This window comes from Amycolatopsis sp. QT-25 (genome assembly GCF_029369745.1).
Classification (GTDB): domain Bacteria; phylum Actinomycetota; class Actinomycetes; order Mycobacteriales; family Pseudonocardiaceae; genus Amycolatopsis.
Window position 1 is genome coordinate 6,906,399 of sequence record NZ_CP120210.1, and the last position, 24,388, is coordinate 6,930,786.

Below are 24,388 nucleotides of genomic sequence, written 5' to 3' on the forward strand. Positions count from 1 at the left end.
TGGGGCCGATCGCCGGGCGGTGGAGCCAGTTCAGTGGGTCTGGCAGCTTCCGAAGCAGGGTGTCGCGCGACGGCAACGCGTCTCGTGAGTGCCCGGGCACTATCGTTGAAGCACTCGATCCGAGTAGCACCCTTGGTGGCAGGATCGTCACACAAGGTTACATAAGGGATGGATGCCGCAGAATGGACAGGTCACCCACACATATTGCCGTCGGCTCGTGCGCGCGCTCGGGGCTTGAGGTAGGCAAGGGGGTGGCGTCGTAATGGCCCTCAAGAAGTCGGACTTGTACAGCTCGCTCTGGCGGAGCTGTGACGAGCTGCGTGGCGGCATGGACGCGGGCCAGTACAAAGACTACATCCTGACGCTGCTGTTCGTGAAGTACGTGACAGACAAGGCGAAGTCTGATCGCACCTCCTTGATTGACGTCCCTGACGGCGGCTCCTTTGACGACATGGTCGCCCTCAAGGGCGATAAGGAGATCGGCGACGGGATCAACAAGATCATCGGCAGGCTCGCCGAGGCTAACGGACTGGAGAAGGTCATTGACCTGGCCGACTTCAATGATGAGGAGAAGCTCGGCAAGGGCAAGGAGATGCAGGACCGGCTCTCGAAGCTGGTAACGATCTTCGCTGACCTGGACTTCCGGGGTAGCCGCGCCGAGGGGGACGACCTGCTCGGCGACGCTTACGAGTACCTGATGCGGCACTTCGCCACGGAGTCTGGCAAGTCGAAGGGCCAGTTCTACACCCCGGCCGAGGTCTCGCGTGTACTCGCCAAGGTTGTCGGCATCGGGCCGGGTACCCGGCAGGACCACACGGTCTACGACCCCACGTGTGGGTCGGGCTCGTTGCTCCTCAAGGTTGCAGATGAGGCCCCGCGTGGCATCACCATCTACGGCCAGGAGAAGGACAACGCCACCTGGGCGCTGGCCAGGATGAACATGATCCTTCACGGCAGCGAGGACGCGGACATCCGCAAGGGCGACACGATCACGAGCCCGCAGTTGATCGCGGGAAGTCAGCTGCGGACCTTCGACTTTGCCGTCGCCAATCCGCCGTTCTCGATCAAGTCGTGGAGCAACGGCTTGGAGAATGAGTACGGGCGATTCGAATTTGGCCGGCCGCCGGAGAAAAATGGCGACTACGCTTTCCTGCTGCATATCCTCAAGTCTCTTAAGAGTAACGGCAAGGCTGCGGTCATCCTGCCGCATGGCGTTCTCTTCCGTGGTAACGCCGAGGCCAGCATCCGCAGGGAGTTGCTGCGTCGCGGCTATATCAAGGGCATCATCGGCTTGCCTGCCAACCTATTTTATGGCACAGGGATCCCAGCCTGCATCATCGTTCTCGACAAAGAGAATGCCCAGGCACGCACCGGCGTCTTCATGATCGACGCATCCAAAGGGTTCATCAAGGACGGCAACAAGAACCGCCTCCGTAGCCAAGACATTCACAAGATCGTCGATGTCTTCAACAAGCAGACCGAGATAGAGTGCTACTCGCGCATGGTGCCGTTGCACGAGATCGCCGATCCGAAGAACGACTACAACCTCAACATCCCCCGTTACATCGACTCCTCAGAACCTGAAGACATCCAGGATCTCCACGCGCACCTTCACGGTGGGATTCCGGACCGCGATCTGGACGCGCTGGGCGGGTACTGGGAGGCGTTCCCGAGTCTTCGTGCCACGCTCTTCGTGTCAAACCGCCCTGGCTACAGCGACCTCGCGGTCAGCGTGACCGAGGTGCAGCAGACCATTCTGGACTCGAACGAGTTCCAGAAGTTCGCCACCGATGTACGCAGTCAGGTTGACGACTGGTTCGCCACTCATCGACCCATTTTGCAGGCGCTCGACGCTAATACCGTCCCCAAGGACCTGATCGCTCATATCAGCGATGACCTCTTGGTGCGATTCAAAGACACGCCGCTGCTCGACGAGTACGACGTGTACGAGCAACTTATGACGTACTGGCACAGCGTCATGCATGATGACGTCTTCCTCATTATGAACGAAGGATGGCTCGACGCGGCGAAGCCTCGCAAGACCATCGAGGACAAGGAACGCAAACTCACCGAGACCCCGGACCTCATCGTTGGTTCGGGCCGGAGCGCCACCAAGTACAAGATGGACCTGGTCCCACCTGCGCTCGTGGTCGCTCGCTACTTCGCGAACGAGCAGGCCGAGGTGGACACACTGAACGCGGTGGCTGAGGAAGCCGGCCGTGCCGTTGAGGAGTACATCGAGGAACATGCCGTCGAAGACGGCCCGCTTGCCGAGACTATGGACGACGGCAAGATTTCCAAGGTCCTTGCCTCTGCCAGGCTGAAGGTGGCCCGACACGAAGGGGCTGACCCAGAAGAGGTCAAGGCACTCCAGCGTTTGATCAAGCTGTACAACGACGAGACCATCGCCAAGAAAACCGCCAAGGAGGCCCAGGCCGCGCTCGATCTTACGGTCCTCAAGAAGTACGGCGACCTTACGTTGCCCGAGATCAAGCAGCTTGTGCTCGATGACAAGTGGGCAGCCATGGTCCGCGACCGCATTGCTGGCGAAGCCGAAGCCCTCACTCTCATCCTCGTAGCCCGGATTCAGCAGCTCGGCGAGCGCTACGCCGAGACCGTCGGCAAGCTCGATGTCACGCTCAAGATGCTTGACGCAAAGGTTGTTGGCTACCTCGCCGACATGGGAGTCAAGTCGTGACCATTGCTGGCAACGTTCATGCCCCAAGTCTGCCTTGGAAGCACGTACTTCTTGACGACGTTGCTGCTCGAGGCAGCGGACACACGCCGGACAAAAAGCGGGCGGACTATTGGAATGGCGGCATCCCTTGGGTCTCACTCAAGGACACCTTCAGGCTGGACCGAGGCCCAGTTCTAACAACAACTGAGACCATCACACGCATGGGATTGGCGAACTCGTCGGCGGTGGTACACCCTATGGGTTCGGTTGTCCTCCTGCGGGATGCTGGAATTGGGAAGAGTGCCGTCCTTGGTGCCGACATGGCTGTGAGCCAACACTTCATGGCGTGGAATTGCGGCCCCCGCCTCGATAACTGGTATCTTTACTACTATCTCCAGTACATGAAGCCTGAGTTCGAGCGAATCTCCAATGGAAGCACAATCAAAACCATTGGACTCGACTACTTTCGGCAGCTTGAGATTCCCCTGCCGCCGATTGAAGAACAGCGCCTGATCGCCCAGGCGCTTCGCGACGTCGACGATCTAATCGATATGTTGGAGCGGATGCTCGTCAAGAAGCAGGCGATCAAGCAAGGCATGATGCAGAAGCTTCTCACTGGTCGCACGCGCCTGGCTGGTTTCACGAAACCATGGGAGCTGAAGCGGCTCGGCGACCTGTTGGCGTACGAGCAACCTGGTCGCTATCTGGTGTCCACCACCGAGTACGGTGATGTCGGCACGCCAGTTTTGACTGCTGGCAAGACCTTCGTTCTCGGTCGCACAATGGAAACGCACGGCGTCTACTGCGCGGTGCCAGTAATCATCTTCGATGACTTCACGACAGCATCAAAACTCGTCACCTTTCCTTTTAAGGCGAAGTCGTCGGCAATGAAAATATTGGGTGCTCGCCCGGGCGTGAATCTTCGCTATGCGTACGAACGGATGCAGTTGATCGACTACACAGTCGTTGATCACAAGCGACGGTGGATCGCAGAGTACAGCAAGATCGAGATCGAAGTACCCGAGAATGCCGAGCAATGCGCGATCGCGTCGGTCCTCGACGACGTAGACGCGGAGGTCAATGCGCTGGAGGCTCGTATCGCCAAGACTCGCGCGATGAAGGCCGGCATGATGCAGGAACTGCTCACTGGCAGCACTCGCCTGCCTGTGGTGGTCGCGTCATGAACACCAACTGGGCGTTGAAGGAGCTGGAAAAGTTTATCGACCAAACTGTGATGCGCAACGCAAGCGGTGGCGGCCTCATTACCACGAGGAATGTAACGGCCGTACCTGATGCTGAGGTTACGAAGCAGGCGCAGGTGGTCGAACAGATCCTCGACCGCGTTATACCAGGGTGGCCGTCGAGATACAACGAGACTCGTAACAATCGGTGGACCGGCCACCGTGAAGCAGTGATACGCGCGCGTGAGGCCTTGCTCCGCAAGCAGGAGCTTGATGAGAATCTCGGCGAGAACGCGCCAGAGCTGTCAGCCGCCGAACTGCATCCTTGGATCTGGGGTGGAGCCAAATCACTCTGGCAGTCTGGGCATTTCCGTGAAGCAGTCGAGGGTGCGATTAGGAAGCTCAACGCTGAGACTCAGAACAAGGTCGACCGTCGCGACGTGAGCGAGACGGACCTGTTCAGACAGGCGTTTTCGCTCGACGATCCGAAAACTGGCAGAGCGCGCCTGCGGCGAATGAAAGACGATGGTAGCGACACCTACAGGTCTGTACAGCGTGGTGCGATGAACCTTGCCGAGGGTGTGTTTGCTGGTATCCGGAACCCTCTCAGTCACGAAGCCGATCAAGAGCTTAGCGAACAGGAAGCACTCGAATACCTTGCTGCGTTGAGTGTCCTTGCTCGTTGGGTCGACACCGCAGTGGTGGCGCGGGTGGAGGGCTAATAATGAGTAACGTCGGCCAACCTGAACGCAAAGCTCAGGACCATGTCATTGAGCTGTTCCTAGATTCGTTGGGTTACGAGTACCTTGGTAACTGGGGGCACCGCGACGGGAACTCGAACGTCGAGGTCGAACTGCTTGCGCAGAACCTTCGCGCCCGCGGCTACAGCGACAACCTGATCAACAAGGCGGTCGACAAGCTGAAGAGCGACGCTTCGCTCGGTGGTGGTCGTGATCTATACGAGGCGAACCGTGACGTCTACGGCCTGCTGCGCTATGGGGTGAAGGTCAAGCCTGGCGTAGGCGAGCGCACGGAGACGGTGTGGCTCATTGACTGGGCGCGGCCAGAAGCCAACCACTTCGCGCTGGCGGAGGAAGTGACGGTGCTAGGCCAGCACACCAAGCGCCCGGACATCGTGCTGTACGTCAACGGTATCGCGTTCGGGACGATCGAGCTCAAGCGCTCGAAGGTCGCCGTCTCCGAAGGCATCCGGCAAAGCTATGGGAACCAGCGGCCCGAGTTCATCCGGTCGTTCTTCACGACGGTGCAGCTCGTGATGGCCGGCAATGATGTGGAGGGGCTGCGCTACAGCGTCATCGATACGTCGGAGAAGTACTGGCTGGCGTGGCGTGAGCCGTCCGACATCGTCGACCCCATCGATCGTTCCTTGATCCAGCTCTGCTCGAAGGAGCGGCTGCTCGAGCTGGTCCATGACTTCATGGTCTTCGATGCGGGGCAGAAGAAGACGTGTCGGCATAACCAGTACTTCGGCGTCAAAGCAGCCCAAGAGCGCATTGCGAAGCGCGAGGGCGGCATCATCTGGCACACACAGGGCTCAGGCAAGTCGCTGACGATGGTGTGGCTGGCCAAGTGGATCCGCGAGAACCAGCCGGACGCCCGCGTGCTGCTCATCACCGACCGCACCGAGCTGGACGAGCAGATCGAGAAGGTCTTCAGCGGGGTCAACGAGTCAATCTACCGGACCAAGAGCGGTGCCGACATGCTGGCCACCCTCAACACCAGCGACGAGTGGCTGATCTGTTCGCTGGTCCATAAGTTCCGCGACTCTGAGGACAACGCTGCTCGAGACCAAGCGGAGAGCGAGTTCATCCGCGAGCTGACCGCGACGATCCCCAAGGACTTCCGTGCCAAGGGCAACATCTTCGTCTTCGTCGACGAGGCCCACCGAACCCAGTCGGGCAAGATGCACGACGCCATGAAGGCACTCATACCAGGCGCGATGTTCATCGGCTTCACCGGCACACCGCTGCTCAAAGCGGACAAAGCAACTACGATCGAGAAGTTCGGCAGCTTCATCCACACCTACAAGTTCGATGAGGGCGTGGCCGACGGTGTCGTACTGGACCTGCGTTACGAGGCGCGCAACATCGACCAGGAGCTGACCTCGCCCGCGAAGGTCGACAAGTGGTTCGAGGCCAAGACGAAGGGCATGACAGACCTGTCCCGCGCGGAACTCAAGAAGCGCTGGGGCACCATGCAGAAGGTCGTCAGTTCCGAGCCGCGTGCCCGGCAGATCGTCAACGACATCCTGCTCGATATGGAGATCAAGCCGCGTCTGTCGGATGGCCGTGGCAACGCGATCCTCGTCAGTTCGAGTATCTACCAGGCGTGCAAGTTTTACGAGCTGTTCACTCAGGCCGGGTTCAAAGGCAAGTGCGCCATCGTCACGTCGTACACTCCGCAGGCGAGCGACATCGCTAAGGAGGACTCCGGCCACGGCGCCACCGAGCGGCTGCGCCAGTACGAGATCTACCGGCAGATGCTGGCCGACCACTTCAACGAGCCTGCCGACAAGGCGATGACCAAGGTCGAGCAGTTCGAGAAGGACGTCAAGGACCGTTTCGTCAATGATCCGGGACAGATGCGTCTCCTCATCGTCGTCGACAAGCTCCTCACCGGCTTCGACGCGCCGAGTGCGACATATCTGTACATCGACAAGAAGATGGCCGACCACGGTCTGTTCCAGGCGATCTGCCGGGTCAACCGCCTCGACGGCGAGGATAAGGACTACGGCTACATCGTCGACTACCGTGACCTGTTCAACTCGCTTGAGTCCGCGATCACCGACTACACCGGCGGTGCCCTGGAGGGCTACGAGAAGAAGGACATCGAGGGGCTTCTGTCCGACCGGCTCGAGAAGGCCCGGGAGGATTTGGACGAGGCGCTGGAGAAGATCCGGGCGCTGTGCGAACCGGTTGCACCGCCGAAGAACACGCTTCAATACCAGCAGTACTTCTGCGCCCGTGAGCATGGCAACGCCGAGCAGCTCAAGGCCAACGAACCCAAGCGAGTGGAGCTCTACAAGTCTGTCGCGGCCGTGACCAGGGCATACGCCAACCTCGCCAACGAGATGAGCGCCGCAGGCTACAGCGACGGGGAAGCCGCTGCGATCAAAGACGAGATCGCGCACTACGCCAACGTGCGTGATGAGGTCAAGCTTGGTGCTGGCGAAAACGTCGACTTCAAGCAGTACGAGGCCGGCATGCGTCACCTGCTCGACACCTACATCAGTGCCAAGCCGTCCGAGGTGGTCTCCGACTTCCAGGACGCCGGCTTGATCCAGCTGATCGTCGATATGGGGGCCGGTGCTCTCGGCAAGCTGCCCGCGGGCATCAAGAGGGAACCTGAAGCGGTCGCGGAGACGATCACCAACAACATACGCAAGCTCATCATCGACGAGCGGGCGATGAACCCGAAGTACTACGACAAGATGTCGGAGTTGCTTGACGCCATCCTCGAGGAACGCCGCCAGGGGGCACTGGACTACCAGGAGTACCTCGTGAAGTTGCTGGAGCACGCGACCAAGCTGGGTAAGGGCGAATCAGATACTCCATACCCGGAGTGGGCCGACAACGGAGCCCGCCGTGCCCTGATTGACTTCTGTTATCCATCCATCGGGCTTGCGATCGAGATCGACGCGACCATCTGGCACACCAAGCCTGACTCGTGGGTGGGCAATCCGATCAAGGAGAAGAAGGTCAAACGCGCGCTCGCACAGACACTGCCGGACGACTTCGACCGTCTCGACGAACTGTTTGAGCTGGTGAAGGCGCGTCATGAGTACCGCTAGTGCTTACCTAACCGTCCGCGGTATCAACGTCGATGTGGTCTACAAGGACATCAAGAACCTCCACATCGGCGTCTACCCGCCACTGGGACGCGTCCGGGTCGCCGCCCCGTTTCGGCTTGACGACGAGCGTGTCCGGTTGGCCGTGATCCAGCGGTTGCCATGGATCAAGCAGCAGCGCGAGCAACTTCGCTCAGCCGCGCGCCAGTCTGAACGAGAAATGATCACGGGCGAGTCTCACTACGTGTGGGGGATTCGTCGCCGAATGAAGGTGATAGAGCGCCCCGGACGGGCTCACTTCGAGGTAGACGGCGAGCGGTTGCTGCTCTATGTGTCGGCTGGCACCACAGCAGAACGCCGACGCGACCTGATCGATCGTTGGTACCGGGAGCAGCTACGACAAGCGATCTCACCCCTGATTGCCAAGTGGGAACCGAAACTGGACGTATCGGTACCGCGCTGGACCATCAGACGGATGAAGACCAAGTGGGGATCATGCAACCCCGGCAGCGGGCACATCTGGTTCAACGTCGAACTCGCCAAGAAGCACCCAGACTGTCTCGAGTACATCGTCGTCCACGAAATGACGCATCACCTCGAGCGTAACCACGGACCACGCTTCACTGCACTCATGGATAGGTTCATGTCGAACTGGCGGAGCCTCCGTGATCAGCTAAACGAGGCGCCACTCGGACATGAAGAATGGAGTCAGACTGTATGAATTGGTTGCACGGCTGTCGAATGAGCTTGGAGGATCACGATCGCGGTCGTCCGTGGGTATCTCGCGTGGGGACGCCGCGTTCGCGCAGCTTGTTCAGCACCGTGGTGTGGTTGACGCCCAGGTGTGCGCCGACCCGCGCGAGGGACCAGCCGAGGTTGTAGAGGTAGATGGCGTCGTCGACCTGCTCGGGAGCGAGCCCACGGCGGCGCATCAGCACTTCGTGTCGTTTGAGGATGTTGCTGACCGTGCGCCGTTCGATGCCGAACCGGGTGCCCAGCTCGTACACGGTTGCTCCGGCTTGGTACCCAGCGATGAGGTCCTTGACTTGGACGGCATCGAGTTGCCGGGCACGACCTGGTTTCGGCCGGTCAGCGGGCGGCGGAGCGGGCGTGGCGGGGTCGGGCAGCTTCCAGAGCAGCGCCTCCAGGGCTTCTACCTGGGGTTTTGTGTTGTAGTAAGTTCCCCCAAGGTCCACAGCAGCTCAAAGGCCCTTCCCAGGGAATCGGGAAGGGCCTTTTGCTACCCATACAGCAGCAAGGTCATCGCAGGCCGCCGTCGATGAATTTCGACGAGCTTGACCTCTCGCGCCGCAACGACCCGGCATGGCGGCTGCTGCGTGCCGACAACGCACCGCTGGTGCTTGGGTTTCCATCTTCCGGACGAGGCCGGCCTCTACATCGACCTCGTGGAGGATGCGCTGGGCAAGTCCATGCGACTGGAGCAAGAACGCATCTCGTACACGGCCATCCAGCGGGCAACCCGGGAGTTCGCCTAGGACGGATCACCGCGATGACGGCTCACCACCTCCGCGGCGGCCCCGCTTGATGCGGTCGTTCGTGCTACCCAGTGAGCATGCGAGCGATCGCGGAGCACCAGCGGGATCGTGGCCAGCGCGAGCGCGGCGCCGATCCACGGGATGGCGGTCAGCGAAGCTCCCAGGTTCAGTGCCCCGGCGGCGAACGCCGGAGTGAGGCTGATGCCCAACTGGAAGGCCGAGACCGTGGTCGCGCCGGCGAGAGTCGGGGCGGAAGCGGCGATGGTGAACACCCGCCCGTAAAGCGCCGGATTCAGCACGAAGGCCGCGGCTCCCAGCAGGAACACCGTAGGCACGACAACCCAAGTGAAGGTGGCGAAGAAGGCAAGTAGTGCCGAAAAGACCACGATGCCGACGACGCCACCAAGCAGCGCATGGTGCGGGTGGCGGTCGGAAATCCGGCCGCCGAGGGACAGCCCGGCGAAGGCACCGATCCCGAACAACGCGAGCACCGCGGGGATCCAGACCGCCGGGAGGACGTCCGCCAGCATCGCCGCCAGGTAGTTGAAGGACACCATGTACGCGGCGGTGCTCAGGATGGTGATCGCGTAGATGCCCCAAAGGCGTGGTGTCCGCATGGCGAGCAGTTCTCCCGAAAGGCTCGGCGCGGTGGACGCGGTGGCGGGCAGGCCGACGGCGCACACCCCCACACCCAGCACGGTGAGCGCCACGACGCCCCAGAAGCCGCCGGTCCAGTCGGTGAGGCTGCTCAGCAGCGTGCCCGCCGGTCCCCCGGCCACCATGGCGACGCTGAGTCCGGCGACGACGACACCGGAGGCGCGGGCGTTGTGGTCGGGGGTCACGAGGCTGATCGCCGTCACGGCGGCGACCGCGAAGAAACCGGCGTAGGCCAGACCGGCGACGAACCTGGTGATCAGCAGGATCCAATAGTCGTCGGCGAGCAGACCGGTCGCGATGGCGGCGGCGAAGACGGCCTGCGTGGTCATCAAGGCCGTTCGCCGGGGCCACTTCAGGCTCAGCACGGCGAACGGTGGACCGCCCAGCACGACGCCGAGGGCGAACGCGGTGATGAGCGCGCCCGCGGACGACAGGGAGACGCCGAGATCGGCGGCGGCCGAGGGCAGGACCCCGGCCATCAGGAACTCGGCACTCCCCATCGCGAACAAACTGAAAGCGAGCAGGTAGACCCCGGTGGGGAGGCGCTTGGTCTCGATCATGGCGCCAGCTTCGGCGGCTTCTGGCTGTTTCGGCAAAGAACTTTGCCGGATCCGGGACGACCTGCTGTGCTGACGCGATGGGAAGCGACCCCACCGTCACCGCGGCGATCGAACTGATCGCGCCCCGGCTGCGCCGCGCCCGGGAGAAGAAGGGCACGACGCTGACGGAACTCAGCCGCGCCACCGGCATCTCCACCAGCACCCTGTCCCGGCTCGAATCCGGACAACGCAAGCCGAGCCTGGAACTGCTGCTGCCGGTGATCGCCGCGCTGGGTCTGCGTGTCGACGAGATCGTCTCGTCACCGAGAGTGCTCGAAACACCCTCGGACGGCCGCGTTCTCATTCCGCTCACGCGGCACGAGAACGGGCCGCGTGCCTACAAGATGACGATCCCGGCGGGCGACGACGAGCCCCGCCCTCGAACGCACGCCGGCCGTGAATGGCTTTACGTGCTGCGGGGCAGGCTCCGGCTCGTACTCGGGGACCAGGACGTCGTGCTCGGTCCCGGCGAGGCCGCCGAGTTCGACTGCCGGACACCGCATTGGTTCGGCGCCGCCGGTCGCGGGCGGGTCGAGGTACTCAGCTTGTTCGGCGAACAGGGCGAACGGGTCCACGTCCGCGCCCGCACCCGGTGACGTCAGACGCGTTGCTGGATACGGAGCAGATTCCCGGATGGGTCGCGGACGGCGCCGTCACGCAGGCCGTACGGCTGGTCGGTGGGCTCCTGGATGACCTCGGCGCCCGCTTCCTGGAGGTGTTCGAAGAGGCCATCGAGGTCGTCGGAGGAGAACAAGATGCTCGCGTAGGTGCCCTTGGCCATCATCTCACCGATGACCCGACGCTCGTCCTCGGTGACACCCGGGTCGACGGCGGGCGGGTGCAGCACGATCGACACCGGCTGCCCCGGCGGGCCCACGGTGATCCAGCGCATGCCGTCGTAGCCGACGTCGTTGCGCACTTCGAAGCCGAGGATGTCGCGGTAGAACACCAGCGCGGCTTCGGGGTCGGTCTGCGGGAGGAAGCTCCCGTGAATGGCGATGTCCATGACGGTCACGCTAGGTGAGACCGGTTCGCGACGCTTCTCGATTCCTGATCGGTCCGCGGCTGAAAAATCCGCTTCGTCAGCCGTACGGTGACCTCGTCACCGATCTCCTTCCGGAGCGGCAACATGCTCGCTTCGTAGTCGTGGCCATCGACGGTCCCGCTGACCTTCACGGCCTTGCCGGTGCCGAAGGACTCGGCGGAGTCCGGCTTGTTCACACAAGGTCAGCCGCTGTTGGAGTCGGGGACGCTCGGCGGTGAACGTCACGTCGATCGCCTGCGGTGTCCGTCAGCCATGCTTTTCACTCCTGCTTGCCGCCTGGATGGCGGCGACGCTGCGGTCCACGTCGGCTTCGGTGGTACTCCAGTTGGACACGGAGATGCGCATCAGCCGTTCGCCGTGCCAGGTGGTCGCGCCCATCCAGCACTCGCCGGACCGCTGGACGGCTTCGACGACCCTCTCCGTTTCGTCGCCGAAGCTGACGAGGACCTGATTCAGCACCACGTCGTTCACGACGGTGATACCTTCGCTCGCTTCGAGTTTCTCGGCGAACCTCCTGGCCAGCGCGCAACAGCGTTCGACCATCTCGGCGATCCCGGCGCGGCCCAGTTCGCTGAGCGCCGCCCACGTGGCGAACCCTCGTGCCCGGCGGGAGGACTCCGGGACGAAGTCGCTCGGCGCTCGCACCCCGTCATCTCCCTGGCCGGTCAGGTACGCGGCGGTAAGTGCCATCGCGGCCCGGTGCGATTCAGGGTGGGCGCAGAAGGCGTAACCGCTGTCGTAGGGGACGTTGAGCCACTTGTGCCCGTCGACCGCCCAGGAATCGGCCGTCTCCAGTCCCGCGGTCAGCCGCCTGAGCGAAGGGGCGGCGGCCGCCCAGAGCCCGAACGCGCCGTCGACGTGAACCCAACCGCCGTGCCGATGGGCGATCTCCGTGGCTGCGGCGAAATCGTCGAAAGCACCGGTGTTCACATTTCCAGCCTGGAGGCAAACGATTGCGGGCCCGTCGAGCGCCTTCTCGAGCTCGGTGATGTCGAGAGCACCTTGGCCGTCCGCGCGTACCGGCTTGACGGCGTCGGTACCCAAGCCGAGTAAGCGGAGGGACCGGTCGATCGTCGCGTGCCGCTCTTCACTGGCGACGACCCGCAGCGGCGGCGCCCCGTGCAGCCCGCGGCGTTCGACGTCCCATCCGGCCCGTGCCAGCAGGTGATGCCGGGCGGCGGCCAGGCAGACCGTGTTCGCGCCCTGCCCGCCGGTCACGAATCCGAAGGATGCGCCGGACGGGAGGCCGAGGACGTCCTTGAGCCATTCGCCCGCCACTTCCTCGACGATCGCGGCGGCGGGCGAGGTGACCTTGTTGAACGCGGGCTGGTCCCAACCGGTCGCCAGCATGTCGGCCGCCGTCGCAGCTTCGAGCGCTCCGCCGGTGACGAAGCCGAAGTACCGCGGCCCGGTGTTCGCCACCAACGCAGGCTCGACGGCGTCGGCCAGTCGCCGGATCACGTCGGCGGGTGGGACCGGTTTCTCGGGCAGGTCACCGAGCTTTTCCCGGACGCCCGTCGTGTCGTGCGGGAAGACGGGACCATCGGCGACACTTTCGCGGTAACCGGCCACGCGAGTGGCGACATCGGCCAGCAGGCCGCGTAACTCTTCTTCGCCGCGGCGGTTCATTCGCTCATGATTTCACGACCGAGGCCGTGAAGGTTCCTTCTTGACCCAGGCGCCGGCCAGGAACAGAGCGCCGATGAGCAGCAGGATGATCGTTCCGGTGTCGAACCCACCCAGCAGTCCGAGCAGGACCGCCCACGCGACAACCCCCGAGCCCAGCCAGTCCAGAAGGTGGCCGACGTGCGTTTTCTCCATTGCTTCGGGGAAAGAGCCGCTGCGCGGTCTCGGCGTTGGAGTATTCCTGCGCGGTCTCCAGCAACGCGTGGGCCGACCCGGTGCCAGAGATGGCAGGGCCAGGGAACCGGAGCGAACAGGCACACGAGGTAGGAAGGGTCGTCTGAGCGAGCACAGAGCAGGAAGACGAGACCGTCAGGGGGCACACTGGGAGATCCTCCGGCTCATGACAGCTCGTACCCTGAACCGGAAGCGATGTCGGTCCGGCACGGAACAGGTACGGAACAAAGGGTGTGACCAGGGCGTCGTGTGACCTTGGGAAACCTTGTTTGACCTGCGCCGGAATGCCCCGGTACCGTGTCGTGTTAGCACTCTTGTCGGCTGAGTGCCAATGCACGAAGGAGCAGCAGTGCCCACCTACCAATACGCCTGCAAGGAATGCGACCACGCTTTCGAGGCCGTGCAGTCGTTCTCCGACGCGAGCTTGACCGAGTGCCCGCAGTGCTCGGGGCCGCTTCGCAAGGTCTTCAGCTCGGTCGGCGTGGTCTTCAAGGGCAGCGGTTTCTACCGCAACGACTCGCGCGACTCGAAGGCCAACACGACCTCGGCGGGCAAGTCCGAGACCAAATCCGAGACCAAGACGGAGTCGAAGACCGAGTCGAAGTCGGAGACCAAGAGCGCGGCATCCTCCTCCACGGCTACGACGAAAACGGCCGCCGCCGCTTCCTGACGTCCCGAGTTGTCCACAAGCCCCCGGTTATCCACAGCCGGGGGTTTTCGTTCTTTCCAGGGCATCGCGCGGCCCCTAGCGTCGAGATCACCACCGATCGACGAGGGGGAATCCCGTGTTCCACGATCTGCCCGTCCTGCGAAGACTCCACGGCAGGCCCGCGCGGCTGCTCCGTCGCTGGCTCGCCCTGTCCCTGCTGCTCAGTGGCCTGGTCACGCTGTTCTTGCCCGCGTCCGCCCGCGGCACGCCCGGCACCGCGGCCGTGGTCTCCGCGCGGGACCTCCCGGCCGGGACGGTGCTGCGCGCCGGGGATCTCAAGCTCGTCGACCTCCCGGACGACGTCCGTCCACAGGGCGCCATCGGCCGGCCCGACTCGGCGGAGGGGCGGATGCTCGTCGGTGCGGCACGAGCAGGTGAAGTGCTGACCGACGTTCGCCTGTTGGACGCGGCCATCCCCGGATCGGGTGATCCCCAGAGTTCGACCGTCCCGGTGCGGCTCGCCGACGCCGGGGTCGCGGAACTGCTCAGGCCGGGTCAGCGGGTCGACGTCGTCGCGGCCGCCGAAGCCGGGCGAGAGGCTTCTGTGCTGGCCGATCTGGCTGTCGTGGCGGCGGTCGGCGAGCAGGGCGACCGTGAGCCGAAGACCACCGGCACCAGGAGCAAGGGACCTTTGGTGCTGCTCTCCCTGCCCACCGCGATCGCGACACGAGTCGCGGCCACCTCGCTGGACCGGTCCATAACGGTTACCCTCCGCTAGCTCGCGCCCTGCCCTGTGGAGGCGGGCGCCCGCGTCCCCCGGTACGGAAGAACGGGACGGTCGGCGAACCGTCCCAGGTGAAAGAGGAGAGCGTCTTGATCAAGGGCTTCAAGGACTTCCTGATGCGCGGGAACGTCGTCGACCTCGCGGTCGCGGTGGTCATCGGCGCCGCGTTCACGGCGATCGTCACGGCTTTCACGAACGGCCTGATCAAACCGTTGATCAACACCATCGGCGGATCGGACGCCGCCAAGGGGCTGGGGTTCAACATCCTCGCCGGGAACGACGCCACGTTCCTCGACTTCGGGGGCGTGATCAACGCGGCGATCAACTTCGTGCTGATCGCGGCCGTGGTCTACTTCGTGATCGTGCTGCCGGTCAAGCACGTCCAGGAGCGGCGCAAGCGCGGCGAGGAGGCGGGCCCGGCGGAGCCGACCGACGTCGAACTGCTCATCGAGATCCGCGATCTGCTGCGCGCGCAGCAGAACCGCCAGGGCTGAGCCGGCTCACCGGTCGTGATGAGGCGGCCGGTTCTCCAGGAACCACGAGTCGGAGTTCGGGGGACGCTGCCCCGGCTCTCGCTCGTCGGAGGTCGTGTCCGGCAGGACGTCGCCGAAGATCTCGTCGACCCGGCGCTGTTTCTCCGCGCGAGAGGCCGCCGCGGCGGGGCGCTTGTCTTCGTCTTCACCTGGCATGACGTCCATTTTCGCACCGGTCGCGGGGTACGTGTGCCGATGGGGCCATCGGCGCATGAGCATTGTCGACAAGGCGAAAGGGCCGGCCGCGCAGTCCATCCACAAAGCGGGAGAGGTCGCGGGCGAAGTCCGCGAGAAGGCCGGCCCGCTGGCCGGGAAGGCGGGCGACGTCGCGGCCAAGGGTGTCTCGGCGGCGTCGGCCGGGGCGAACAAGGTCACCGGTGGCCGGTTCGAGGACAAGATCGGCCAGGTCACCGAAAAGGTGGAAGGGATGGTGCAGCATGACAAAACGGCGAGCCCGGGACAGCGCCCGGACCCGCCGCGAAGGGTTAGCGCTCTGCTTCGGCAGCTTCGTGCCGTGCTGCCGGGACGCTCCTGCCTCACTGTGTGACGGCTTCGAACACGCGTGTGCGGCGCCTGATCACACAAGTGACGCCTCCAGCAACACGAGAGCGGCGCTCAATCACGCAAGCGACGCCAACACGCCAGAGCGGCGCCCGACCATACGAGCGCGGCGCCGATCACACCAGGCACGCCCTCGACCTCGTCCTCGCGGTGAGAACGGGCCCACTCCGGCGCGGCGGCTCAGGCTTCTTCGAGACCGGACAGCTCGTCGATCACGTACGGCACCAGCGACGAGAGCGTCGCCATGCCGTCGCGGACGGCCGCGCGTGAACCCGCGAGGTTGACCACCAGTGTGCTGCCGGAGACGCCGACGAGCCCGCGAGAGATACCCGCGTCCACCGCTCCGGCGGCGAGCCCGGAGGCGCGCAGTGCCTCACCGATGCCCGGGATCGGGCGGTCGAGCACACCGGCCGTCGCGTCCGGGGTGCGGTCGCGCGGGGAGACCCCGGTGCCGCCGACGGTGATCACCAGGTCGGCGCCGCCGATCACCGCGGTGTTGAGCGCGTTGCGGATCGCGGCCGTCTCGGCCTCGACCACCACGACACCGTCGACGATGAATCCGGCCTCTTCGAGCAGCTCCGTGACCAGCGGTCCCGTGTTGTCCTCGTGTTCGCCGTGGGCGACCCTGTCGTCCACGATGACCACCAGTGCGCGGCCCAGCCGTTGTGCGCTCCGTTCCATGGTCACACCGTATCCGGTTTCCGCCGATCTTCGCTCCGGCGGTACCGCCAAGTTGTGACGATTCCCGGACGTGCGCCGCGGATCCGGCACACCACCGCGGGAGCACCCCTGGCGCCGGGAAGGTGTGAACACCGGTCACCGGCGGGGCCGGGTTCATCGGCCCCCACAGCACCGATCTGCTGTCCGATGACGAACGAGGGCCATGAGGTTGTTGTTTCGACACCCTCCTGCGCGCCGCGCACGGTTCGGCGCCTCCGCCCGGGCACACCGGGCCGCCGCCGGTTCCTGAGTGGCGACGTCGTCGACCGTGCTGAATGCGGCGGGCCGGGTACGGAAACGGGTGTTCGCCTCGTCGATGGTCGTCTACGGCGAGGGCCGCTACGAATGCGCCCGCCACGGGAGCGTCCCGCCGTCGCCGCACGAACAGTCCGATGTGGACGTCGGATGCCTCGAGCCGATGTGTGGCGCGGAACTCGGGTGGCGGCTCGTCCCGGAGACACGCCACTGCGGCCGCGAAGCACCTATGCCGCCACCAGGCTCGCGCAGGAACACCCGGCGGCGGGCGTGGGTCCGGCGAACCGGCGGGACGGTCTGGGCGCTGAGCTGCGGGAACCGACCGGTCCCCGAAATCGGGAACAGACCGGGCCCCTGCCGAGTTGTCGTTCCCGGCAACGGAATCGACTTTGGGGGGTTTGGTGGGCATCACCGTCGGAGACATCGAGATCGAAGCGCTCGGGGACGGCCTGATCAGGCTCCCGCTCGCCTTCTTCCCGGGTCTCGACCCCGAAGCCCACCCGGACGTCTTCGACGAGGACGGCACCGTGCACGTCCCCACCGGCGCGTTCCTGATTCGCGGCAACGGCCGCACGATCCTCGTCGACACCGGCCTCGGCCCGCGCGAATTCGCCTTCCCGCCGGGGATGACGCCCGCCAAGGGCGATCCCACCCCGCCGATGGGCACGGGCGGTGACCTCGCGGCCGCGCTGGACAAGGCCGGCTGCCCGGTCGACGAGATCGACACCGTTTTCCTCACCCACCTGCACAACGACCACATCGGCTGGATCGCCCCCGAAGGCGACCTGACCTTCCCTGGCGCTCAGGTCGTCTTCGGGCAACTGGACTGGGACGCCCTCATCGCGCCCGCCGGGGCGGCCGAATGGAGCCGAGTCGGCATGGAGACCGCTCGCGGCGCGGGGCTGACCGAGGCGATCAGCGGCGACGACGTCGAGATCGCGCCCGGGATCGTGGCACGGCACGCCCCCGGTCACACCCCTGGCCATTACGTCCTCGACATCACCGCGGACGACGAGCGCCTGCTGCTGCTCGGGGACGTCCTGCACACACCCGCCCAGCTGACGGACTCCCGGGTGGGCTTCCTCGGCGACGTCGACCCGGATCGCGCGCTTCGCACCCGGCAGCGTTTCCTCGCCGAAGCGGAAGAGACCGGCGCGATCATCGCGCCGGCCCATTTCCCGGGCATGGGTTTCCTGCGGCGGTAAGCCCCCGCGCTACTTCCCGCAGAGCACCTTGTCGGTGAGCAGCTGATCCGCCTTGTGGTAGGCCTGTCCCAGGTCGGCCGCGGAGTCCCCGTAGGTCATGGACAGCTCGTAGGTCCGGCTGCCATCGGGTGTGCCTGCCATCAGCGTCCCGTAGCCGTGGAAGCCGCCCATGCCCTTGAGGACGGTGCCACAGCTCGCTTCCTGGACGTACAGCCCGAGACCGTAGCCGCCTTTGGGGTGCGGTTTGCGCATCTCGGCCAGCAGCGGGGTGGGCAGGAGCTTTCCGCCCAACAGTGCGGAAAAGAACGTGTGGAGGTCCTTGGTGGTCGAGATCAGCTCACCGGCGCTCGACGCCCACGACGGGTTCTGGTTGGTGATGTCGACCGTCTTCCACTGCCCGGCCTCCTCATAGCGGTAGTAGCCGTGCGCGTGCGGCCCGGGGATCCCCGGCCACGTGCCCGGTACGACGGTGTCCCGCAGACCGAGCGGCCGCAGGATCCGCCGCTGGAGCTCGTCGCCGTACGCGTTGCCGGTGACCTTCTTGATCAGCAATCCGGCCAGGACGTAATTGATGTTCGTGTAGGTCCAGTCCGTCCCCGGTTCGAACAGCGGCGGCTTGGACAACCCGAACCGCACCAGCTCCTCCGGCCGGTACGTGTGGTGACGGTTGTCCAGGAATTCCTTACCCACCAACGGGATTCCGGGCACCACGGTGCCGTCCGGCCGGATCGCGCCGGTGTAGTCCACCAGACCACTGGTGTGCTGCAACAGCATCCGCACCGTGACCCGCCGATCGAGGCCGAACTCGGGCAGGTGGCCCGCCACCGGTGCGTCCAGGCCCACCTTGCCCTCCCCGACCAGTTGCAGCACGACCGTCGACACGAAGGTCTTGGTGTTGCTGCCGATCCGGAACCGCCCGTTCGTCGGCGGCTCGGCGGCCGAGCCCAGCTCGCGCACTCCCGCGCTGCCGGTCCAGTCGCCCCCTGCGTCGTGCACCCGCAACTGCGCCCCGGCGAACCCAAAGGCGGCGATCTGCTCGACCATCGCCCGCAGGTCCACCCGGTCCCGCCCGTTGCCCGCGGCGGCCACGCCCGGCGTGACCCCGGCCAGCAGTGCGGCCGCCACCGCGGTGATCCCGGCACGCCGGAAGAATCGCTTCGCTGAAGTCGTCATGGCGGCAACGATCGCCGTCCGCGCTGACACCGCGGTGACACACCACTGACACGGTCAGGAGATGGCCAGCGGCAACCGGACTTCGAATCGGCAGCCGGGCCCGTGGTTGCGGACGCCGATGCGGCCGCGATGGGCTTCGACGAGTCCTTTCGCGATCGCCAGCCCGAGTCCGCCGCCGCTCGCCAGCCCGCCGCGTTCGGGGGTGCGTGCCGTCGTCCCGCGGAACGCGACGTCGAAGACCCGGCCGATCTCGTCGTCGGCGATCCCGCCGCAACCGTCGGAGACCGCCAGCAGGGCCTCACCGCCTTCGATGCCGATCTGGACCGCGACCGTCCCGTCCGGCGGCGTGTGCCGCACCGCGTTGGACACCAGGTTGCGCACGATCCGCGCCAGTTCCGGGTCGCTGCCGGAGACGACCGGCCACACGTCGGCGTATTCGAGCATTCGCACGCGTTTCTGTTCGGCGAGTGGCGCCTGCGCGGCGACCGCGTCGCTCACGACGTCGCGCAGCGGCACGGCGGTCATGGTCAGCCGCAGCGCGCCGGCGGTGATCCGCGAAAGTTCGAACAGGTCGCCGACCATGCCGGACAGCCGCATGGTCTCGCCGCTGATCCGCCGCGCGTAGCCGGTGATCTCGACCGGTTCGGCGACGACGCCGTCCGCGACCGCCTCGGCCATCGCCTGGATCCCGGCCAGCGGACTCCGCAGATCGTGGCTGATCCACGCGACCAGTTCGCGCCGCGACGCCTCGGCGGCGCGCTCCCGTTCCCGCGCTTCCCGTTCCCAGACGCTGCGGCGTGCGATCGCGCGGCCGAGCACGAGCGCGGCGGGCACGATCACCAGCGCGACGAGCAGGCAGACCAGCGTCATCGTGGTCAACGCCGGGGTGAACATGAACCCGCTGATGCCGAGGACCGCGATCAGCGTCGCGAGTACCGGGATCAGCACGAGGATCGTCATCGTACCGGCCAGCGAACCGCGTCTGAGCAGGTACAGCACCAGGCCGCCGAGCAGCACCACCGGCAACGCGAACATCAGCGCGAACGGCAGGATGTGCCAGGCGTGCGCCAGCATCTCGCCGAACGACTCACCGGAGCCGATCATCGCCGCACCGGGTCGTACCGGTAGCCGACGCCCCATACGGTGGTGACGCGGACGGGTTTCGCGGGATTCTTCTCGATCTTTTCCCGCAACCGTCTCACGTGGACGGTCACGGTGGACTGATCGCCGAAGTCCCAGCCCCAGACCTTTTCGAGGAGATCGGCGCGGGAGAACGCCACACCGGGATGGGTGAGGAAGAACGCGAGCAGGTCGAATTCCCGGCTCGTCAAGGGAAGTTCCGCGCCACCGAGGGCCGCCTGCCGCGCCGACATCCGCAACGCGAGGTCGCCGTCGGTGAGCACGCGTGCCGCCGGTTCGGGCCGGGGCATCCGCGCCCGCCGCAGGACCGACGCCACCCGCAACGCGAGTTCCTTGGGACTGAACGGTTTCGTGACGTAGTCGTCGGCGCCGAGCTGGAGTCCGGCGATGCGGTTCTCCTCCTCGCCGAGCGCGGTCAGCATCACGACCGGCACCTGGCTCACCTGCCGCAGGCGGCGGCACACCTCGAGCCCGGTGAGGCCGGGCATCATGACGTCGAGGACCACGAGATCCGGCCCGGTCGCGGAGAACAGCCGCAACCCCTCGGTGCCGTCACCGGCGACGTCGACGTCGAAGCCCGCGACCTCGAGGTACCGCCGGACGACGTCCCGCACGGTCTCGTCGTCGTCGACCACGAGTACGCGGCCTTGCTCTGTCATGTCGTCCACCTCATCGTCTGTCGGTGAACCCGCGGCGACGATCGACGTCGGTGGGCCGCAAGGGAAGCCCTGCCACCTCGACAGCGGGGCCTTCGGCCGACCGGGTTCACGCGTATTGTCCCCTTTCCCGCATTCGTTCTCGGCTCCGCCAACAGGTATTCGCCAGCTCGTCAGCACCATGAAAAGGGCCACGCGCGACCGGGGTTGGCAGCCGGTCGCGCGTGGCCTCTGGTTCCGGCCCGCTGGGGGTTCGAGCCGGGGTTGGTCTCGGCCGCGCACCGCGGCCGAGCGTTGGGGGTACTAGTTCGGCGTGATCGGCTGACCGCCGAGGGTCACCTCGATCACCTTGCCGTCGGCGAGCGAGAACTTGACCTTGTCGTTCGGCGCCCTGGTACGGATTTCGGCGACGAGCGCGTCCGCGTTGGGGATCGACCGGTCGTCCAGCTTCGTCACGACGTCACCGGATTTGAGGCCCGCCTTCTCCGCGGGGCTGCCCGGCGAGATCTCACCGAGCTGCGCGCCGCCGGTCGGTGCCGTCTGCACCCGAGCGCCGATGAAGGTCTGCTTCGCCTGGCCGGTGCTGATGATGTCGTCGGCGGTGCGGCGTGCCTGGTCGATCGGGATCGCGAAGCCGATGCCGACGTTGCCGCCGCTCTCACCACTCTGGCCTTGCGCGGACTTGGGGCTGTAGATCGCCGAGTTGATGCCGATGACCTGGCCCGCCATGTTCGCGAGCGGACCGCCGGAGTTACCCGGGTTGATGGCCGCGTCGGTCTGCACCGCCGACATCACCGTGGTCTGATCGCCACCGCCACCGGCGCTCACCGGCCGGTTCAGCGCGCTGACGATGCCCGCGGTCACCGTACCCGCGAGTTCGAACGGCGATCCGATGGCGACCACCGGCTGCCCGACCCGCAGGTCGTCGGACCGGCCGAGCTCCACCGGGGTCAAACCGCTGACCCCGCTGACCTTCACCACGGCGATGTCCGTCGTGGGGTCGCGGCCGACGACGGTCGCCGTGCCCTTCTTGCCGTCCTGGAACACCGCCTGGATCTGCCCGCCACTGGCGGCGACCTCGACGACGTGGTTGTTGGTCAGCACATAGCCGTCGGTGCTGAGCACGAAGCCGGAGCCCTCGCCCGCACCCGACCGCCCGGACACCTGAAGCTCGACCACGCTCGGCGACAGCTTCTGCGCCACCGCCTCGACCGAACCGGCGGGCAGGTTGCCCGTCTGCTGGGCGGGCTTCGGCGCGTCGAGCGCGTTCACGGAAGAGCCGCCGGACGCGTCGCCGGTCAGATAGCCGACCGTGCCGCCCGCGACCCCGCCGACGACCAGCGCGATCGCCGCGACGCCGGCGAGCAGCTTGCCCGACGTGGCCTTCGAGGCCTGACGCTGCTGCGGCACCGCGTAGACCGATGGTCCCGGCTGGGTGTACGGCGTCTGGTGCCCCGGGACCTGGTGTCCTGGGGTGTATTGGCTCTGCGTCTGATGCTCCTGCTGCGCCTGTGCGTGGGGCGACCAGGGGTTGTACTGCTGTTCCTGGGGGTAGGCCTGCTGCGCTCCGCTGTGCGGGGTGGCGTGGCCGCCGAGGCCCGTCGCGTCAGTCTGCTGCGGGGCGGGCTGCGCCGCCCAGCTCGCGCTCTGCTCCGCGTCCGGCTGAGCGCCGGCGGGCCGCGCCTTGTCGGCGTCGTGGCCGCTGGGATCGTTCTCGGTCATGTCTTCACCTTGCGGGATGGTCCTGAGAAGTTCCTGAGCCAAAGCTGTGCATCGCACATGAGTATGGCCCCGTCAGCGGGTGGCGCGCAGCCTGTCCGTGTCTCCCGGCGTCGTCTTCACGCTTCTTCGGCCTCGGCCGCCTCCATCGTTTCGGCGAGCATCAGCTCGCCCGCCTGCTCGGTGAGCGTTTCCCTTGCCACGTCGGACAAACCGTCGTCCGAGACGACGACGTCGGCCTCTTCGAGCCCGGCGATGGTGGAGATGCCGACGATCCCCCATTTGGTGTGGTCGGCGAGCACGACCAGTTTGCGGCCCGCTTCGACGAGCGCGCGGTCGGTCTCGGATTCGGTGAGGTTCGGTGTGGTGAAACCGGGGCCGTCGGCCATCCCGTGCACGCCGAGGAAGACGACGTCCAGGTGCAGCGACCGCAGGCTCTGCACGGCCACCGGCCCGACCAGCGCGTCCGACGGGGTGCGGACGCCGCCGGTGAGGACCACCGTGCGCTCCGGCTGGTTCGCGCCGCGCAACACGTCGGCGACCTGGATGGAGTTCGTGACGATCGTCAGGCCGGGGATCTCGTCGAGCGCCCTGGCCAGCGTCCACGTGGTCGTGCCCGCGGAGACGCCGATCGCGGTACCCGGCCGGACCAGCCCGGCGGCGAGGGCGGCGATGGCCTCCTTCTGCGCGCGCTGGCGCACGGATTTGGCCTCGAAACCGGGTTCGTCGGTGCTCTTGCCCACGACGGAGGTGGCGCCGCCGTAGACCTTCTCCACCAGTCCGCGGCCCGCGAGCACGTCGAGGTCGCGGCGCACCGTCATATCCGAAACGCCGAGCTTCGCCACGAGATCGCTGACCCGGACCGCCCCGGTCCGGCGCGCCTCCTCGAGGATCACCGCTTGTCGCTGCCGCGCGAGCACGAAGCCTCCCTGGATGAACTACACAAAATCCTACATGATCGAACATGTGGCGACGAGCCGATGTGCCTGCCACCATGAGGTCATGGCCAGACTTCGCGATGTCGGTCCGGGCATCCGCGTTCGACGGCTACGAAGTCGCACCCTATGGCGGAGACGACCTTTCGGTGTTGGTCGAAACAGTGTCGGGCCGGCGGCTCAACCGGGTACGGGAAGCGAAGTTCTGCCTCGTTACTCCGCCGCCGTCTCCTTGACGCCGTCGATCGGGACGCCGCGGAAACTCAACACGAAAAGCGAGACGGCGCCGAAGAACAGCGCGATGTCGGCGACGTTCCCGACGAACCAGCCGTGGTAGTCGATGAAGTCCACGACGTGCCCGCGCGCGAAACCGGGCTCGCGGAACAGGCGGTCTCCCAGATGCGTCGTCGCGCCACCGAGCAGCAGCCCGAGCGAGATCGCCCAGCCCGCCGAACGGACCTTGCGCGAGATCCACAGCAGGGCGACCACCGCGACCGCGGCCAGGATCGCGAAGATCCAGGTGGAGCCGGCGCCCAGCGAGAACGCCGCGCCCGGGTTGTAGAGCAGGCGGAACCGGATGAAGTCACCGATCACCGGGATCGGCGCGCGGCCGGTGAGGGCGTCGACGGCCCACCATTTGGTCAGCTGGTCGGCCACCAGCAACACCGCGGCCACCAGCAGTGTCCACAGCAGACGGCGGGGCGGCAGCTCAGGCGCGGTCTCGGTGCTCATCAC

26 protein-coding genes and 1 pseudogene are annotated in these 24,388 nt (G+C 65.8%); 13 read left to right on the plus strand and 14 right to left on the minus strand.

All coding sequences use genetic code 11. The annotated features are described in order from the left end of the window. The first annotated feature begins 262 nt into the window (after positions 1–262). The 5 genes from P3102_RS32240 to P3102_RS32260 are packed head-to-tail and all read left to right on the plus strand — an operon-like array spanning position 263 to position 8,387. Positions 263–2,698, plus strand: coding sequence for a type I restriction-modification system subunit M (locus P3102_RS32240; protein WP_276364338.1), 2,436 nt, complete (start codon positions 263–265; stop codon positions 2,696–2,698). Continuing rightward, the gene (locus tag P3102_RS32245) at positions 2,695–3,861 is read left to right on the plus strand and encodes a restriction endonuclease subunit S (RefSeq protein WP_276364339.1); all 1,167 of its coding nucleotides are present in this window, start codon (positions 2,695–2,697) and stop codon (positions 3,859–3,861) included. Before P3102_RS32240 ends, P3102_RS32245 begins: the two co-directional genes overlap by 4 nt. Beyond that, positions 3,858–4,580: a TIGR02391 family protein gene (locus P3102_RS32250; protein WP_276364341.1), complete on the plus strand. Its 723-nt coding sequence runs from the start codon at positions 3,858–3,860 to the stop codon at positions 4,578–4,580. The genes P3102_RS32245 and P3102_RS32250 overlap by 4 nt, the downstream gene beginning before the upstream one ends. A 2-nt stretch (positions 4,581–4,582) precedes the next feature. Further along, positions 4,583–7,669 carry a type I restriction endonuclease subunit R gene (locus tag P3102_RS32255; RefSeq protein WP_276364342.1) on the plus strand — a complete coding sequence of 1,029 codons (3,087 nt, stop codon included), beginning with the start codon at positions 4,583–4,585 and terminating at the stop codon, positions 7,667–7,669. 34 nt (positions 7,670–7,703) lie between these two features. Next, entirely contained in the window at positions 7,704–8,387 is a 684-nt protein-coding gene (locus P3102_RS32260; protein ID WP_276364344.1) for a SprT family zinc-dependent metalloprotease, read from the plus strand. Positions 8,388–8,421: 34 nt separating this feature from the next. Here the strand turns inward: P3102_RS32260 and P3102_RS32265 are convergent, their stop codons facing one another. Next, positions 8,422–8,673, minus strand: coding sequence for a hypothetical protein (locus P3102_RS32265; RefSeq protein WP_276364345.1), 252 nt, complete (start codon positions 8,671–8,673; stop codon positions 8,422–8,424). A 354-nt stretch (positions 8,674–9,027) separates the two neighbouring features. Here P3102_RS32265 and P3102_RS32270 point away from each other — a divergent pair, with 354 nt between their 5' ends. Then, positions 9,028–9,162: a Wadjet anti-phage system protein JetD domain-containing protein gene (locus P3102_RS32270; RefSeq protein WP_276364347.1), complete on the plus strand. Its 135-nt coding sequence runs from the start codon at positions 9,028–9,030 to the stop codon at positions 9,160–9,162. Here P3102_RS32270 and P3102_RS32275 read toward each other — a convergent pair. Further along, the gene (locus tag P3102_RS32275) at positions 9,159–10,379 is read right to left on the minus strand and encodes an MFS transporter (protein ID WP_276364349.1); all 1,221 of its coding nucleotides are present in this window, start codon (positions 10,377–10,379) and stop codon (positions 9,159–9,161) included. The two genes, P3102_RS32270 and P3102_RS32275, sit on opposite strands and share 4 nt — an antisense overlap. Positions 10,380–10,456: 77 nt before the next feature. On the opposite strand from P3102_RS32275, the gene P3102_RS32280 reads away from it, so the two are divergent. Continuing rightward, positions 10,457–11,014, plus strand: a complete 558-nt coding sequence (locus P3102_RS32280) for an XRE family transcriptional regulator (RefSeq protein WP_276364351.1) — start codon at positions 10,457–10,459, stop codon at positions 11,012–11,014. A gap of 2 nt (positions 11,015–11,016) precedes the next feature. On the opposite strand, the gene P3102_RS32285 is transcribed toward P3102_RS32280, so the two are convergent. From P3102_RS32285 to P3102_RS32300, 4 genes are all read right to left on the minus strand, one after another. Next, complete coding sequence (locus P3102_RS32285; RefSeq protein ID WP_276364353.1) at positions 11,017–11,424, minus strand: VOC family protein; 408 nt, start codon at positions 11,422–11,424, stop codon at positions 11,017–11,019. 5 nt (positions 11,425–11,429) lie between these two features. Then, a complete protein-coding gene (locus P3102_RS32290; protein ID WP_276364355.1) occupies positions 11,430–11,639 on the minus strand; it encodes a DUF1905 domain-containing protein in 210 nt (69 codons plus the stop codon). Between the two features lie 70 nt (positions 11,640–11,709). Then, a complete protein-coding gene (locus tag P3102_RS32295; RefSeq protein WP_276364356.1) occupies positions 11,710–13,092 on the minus strand; it encodes an aminotransferase class V-fold PLP-dependent enzyme in 1,383 nt (460 codons plus the stop codon). Between the two features lie 12 nt (positions 13,093–13,104). Then, positions 13,105–13,284 (minus strand): hypothetical protein, encoded by a 180-nt coding sequence (locus P3102_RS32300; RefSeq protein ID WP_276364358.1) that lies wholly within the window; start codon positions 13,282–13,284, stop codon positions 13,105–13,107. Positions 13,285–13,672: 388 nt separating this feature from the next. Here P3102_RS32300 and P3102_RS32305 point away from each other — a divergent pair, with 388 nt between their 5' ends. From P3102_RS32305 to mscL, 3 genes are all read left to right on the plus strand, one after another. Beyond that, entirely contained in the window at positions 13,673–13,993 is a 321-nt protein-coding gene (locus P3102_RS32305; protein WP_276364359.1) for an FmdB family zinc ribbon protein, read from the plus strand. A 115-nt stretch (positions 13,994–14,108) separates the two neighbouring features. Next, the gene (locus tag P3102_RS32310; RefSeq protein ID WP_276364361.1) at positions 14,109–14,750 is read left to right on the plus strand and encodes an SAF domain-containing protein; all 642 of its coding nucleotides are present in this window, start codon (positions 14,109–14,111) and stop codon (positions 14,748–14,750) included. A 95-nt stretch (positions 14,751–14,845) separates the two neighbouring features. Continuing rightward, complete coding sequence (gene mscL / locus P3102_RS32315; protein WP_276364362.1) at positions 14,846–15,250, plus strand: large-conductance mechanosensitive channel protein MscL; 405 nt, start codon at positions 14,846–14,848, stop codon at positions 15,248–15,250. Positions 15,251–15,256: 6 nt separating this feature from the next. On the opposite strand, the gene P3102_RS32320 is transcribed toward mscL, so the two are convergent. Continuing rightward, positions 15,257–15,445: a hypothetical protein gene (locus P3102_RS32320; RefSeq protein WP_276364363.1), complete on the minus strand. Its 189-nt coding sequence runs from the start codon at positions 15,443–15,445 to the stop codon at positions 15,257–15,259. A 55-nt stretch (positions 15,446–15,500) separates the two neighbouring features. Here P3102_RS32320 and P3102_RS32325 point away from each other — a divergent pair, with 55 nt between their 5' ends. Next, entirely contained in the window at positions 15,501–15,836 is a 336-nt protein-coding gene (locus tag P3102_RS32325) for an antitoxin (protein WP_276364365.1), read from the plus strand. Between the two features lie 194 nt (positions 15,837–16,030). Here the strand turns inward: P3102_RS32325 and P3102_RS32330 are convergent, their stop codons facing one another. Further along, the gene (locus P3102_RS32330; protein ID WP_005155592.1) at positions 16,031–16,531 is read right to left on the minus strand and encodes a molybdenum cofactor biosynthesis protein B; all 501 of its coding nucleotides are present in this window, start codon (positions 16,529–16,531) and stop codon (positions 16,031–16,033) included. 155 nt (positions 16,532–16,686) lie between these two features. Here P3102_RS32330 and P3102_RS32335 point away from each other — a divergent pair. After that, positions 16,687–17,132, plus strand: a pseudogene (locus P3102_RS32335) (NAD-dependent dehydratase); the annotation flags it as partial. Between the two features lie 94 nt (positions 17,133–17,226). Further along, positions 17,227–18,030, plus strand: a complete 804-nt coding sequence (locus tag P3102_RS32340; protein WP_276364377.1) for an MBL fold metallo-hydrolase — start codon at positions 17,227–17,229, stop codon at positions 18,028–18,030. Between the two features lie 9 nt (positions 18,031–18,039). Here P3102_RS32340 and P3102_RS32345 read toward each other — a convergent pair whose 3' ends face one another. The 6 genes from P3102_RS32345 to lspA form a co-directional block, all read right to left on the minus strand. After that, the gene (locus P3102_RS32345) at positions 18,040–19,203 is read right to left on the minus strand and encodes a serine hydrolase domain-containing protein (RefSeq protein WP_276364378.1); all 1,164 of its coding nucleotides are present in this window, start codon (positions 19,201–19,203) and stop codon (positions 18,040–18,042) included. A gap of 54 nt (positions 19,204–19,257) precedes the next feature. After that, positions 19,258–20,307, minus strand: a complete 1,050-nt coding sequence (locus P3102_RS32350; protein WP_276364380.1) for a HAMP domain-containing sensor histidine kinase — start codon at positions 20,305–20,307, stop codon at positions 19,258–19,260. Next, positions 20,304–21,002, minus strand: a complete 699-nt coding sequence (locus tag P3102_RS32355) for a response regulator transcription factor (protein ID WP_276364382.1) — start codon at positions 21,000–21,002, stop codon at positions 20,304–20,306. The genes P3102_RS32350 and P3102_RS32355 overlap by 4 nt, the downstream gene beginning before the upstream one ends. 300 nt (positions 21,003–21,302) lie before the next feature. Beyond that, positions 21,303–22,721 carry a trypsin-like peptidase domain-containing protein gene (locus P3102_RS32360; RefSeq protein WP_276364385.1) on the minus strand — a complete coding sequence of 473 codons (1,419 nt, stop codon included), beginning with the start codon at positions 22,719–22,721 and terminating at the stop codon, positions 21,303–21,305. Positions 22,722–22,837: 116 nt separating this feature from the next. Continuing rightward, complete coding sequence (locus tag P3102_RS32365; protein WP_276364386.1) at positions 22,838–23,638, minus strand: DeoR/GlpR family DNA-binding transcription regulator; 801 nt, start codon at positions 23,636–23,638, stop codon at positions 22,838–22,840. A gap of 228 nt (positions 23,639–23,866) precedes the next feature. Next, positions 23,867–24,385, minus strand: coding sequence for a signal peptidase II (lspA, locus tag P3102_RS32370; protein ID WP_276364388.1), 519 nt, complete (start codon positions 24,383–24,385; stop codon positions 23,867–23,869). Positions 24,386–24,388: the final 3 nt, after the last annotated feature.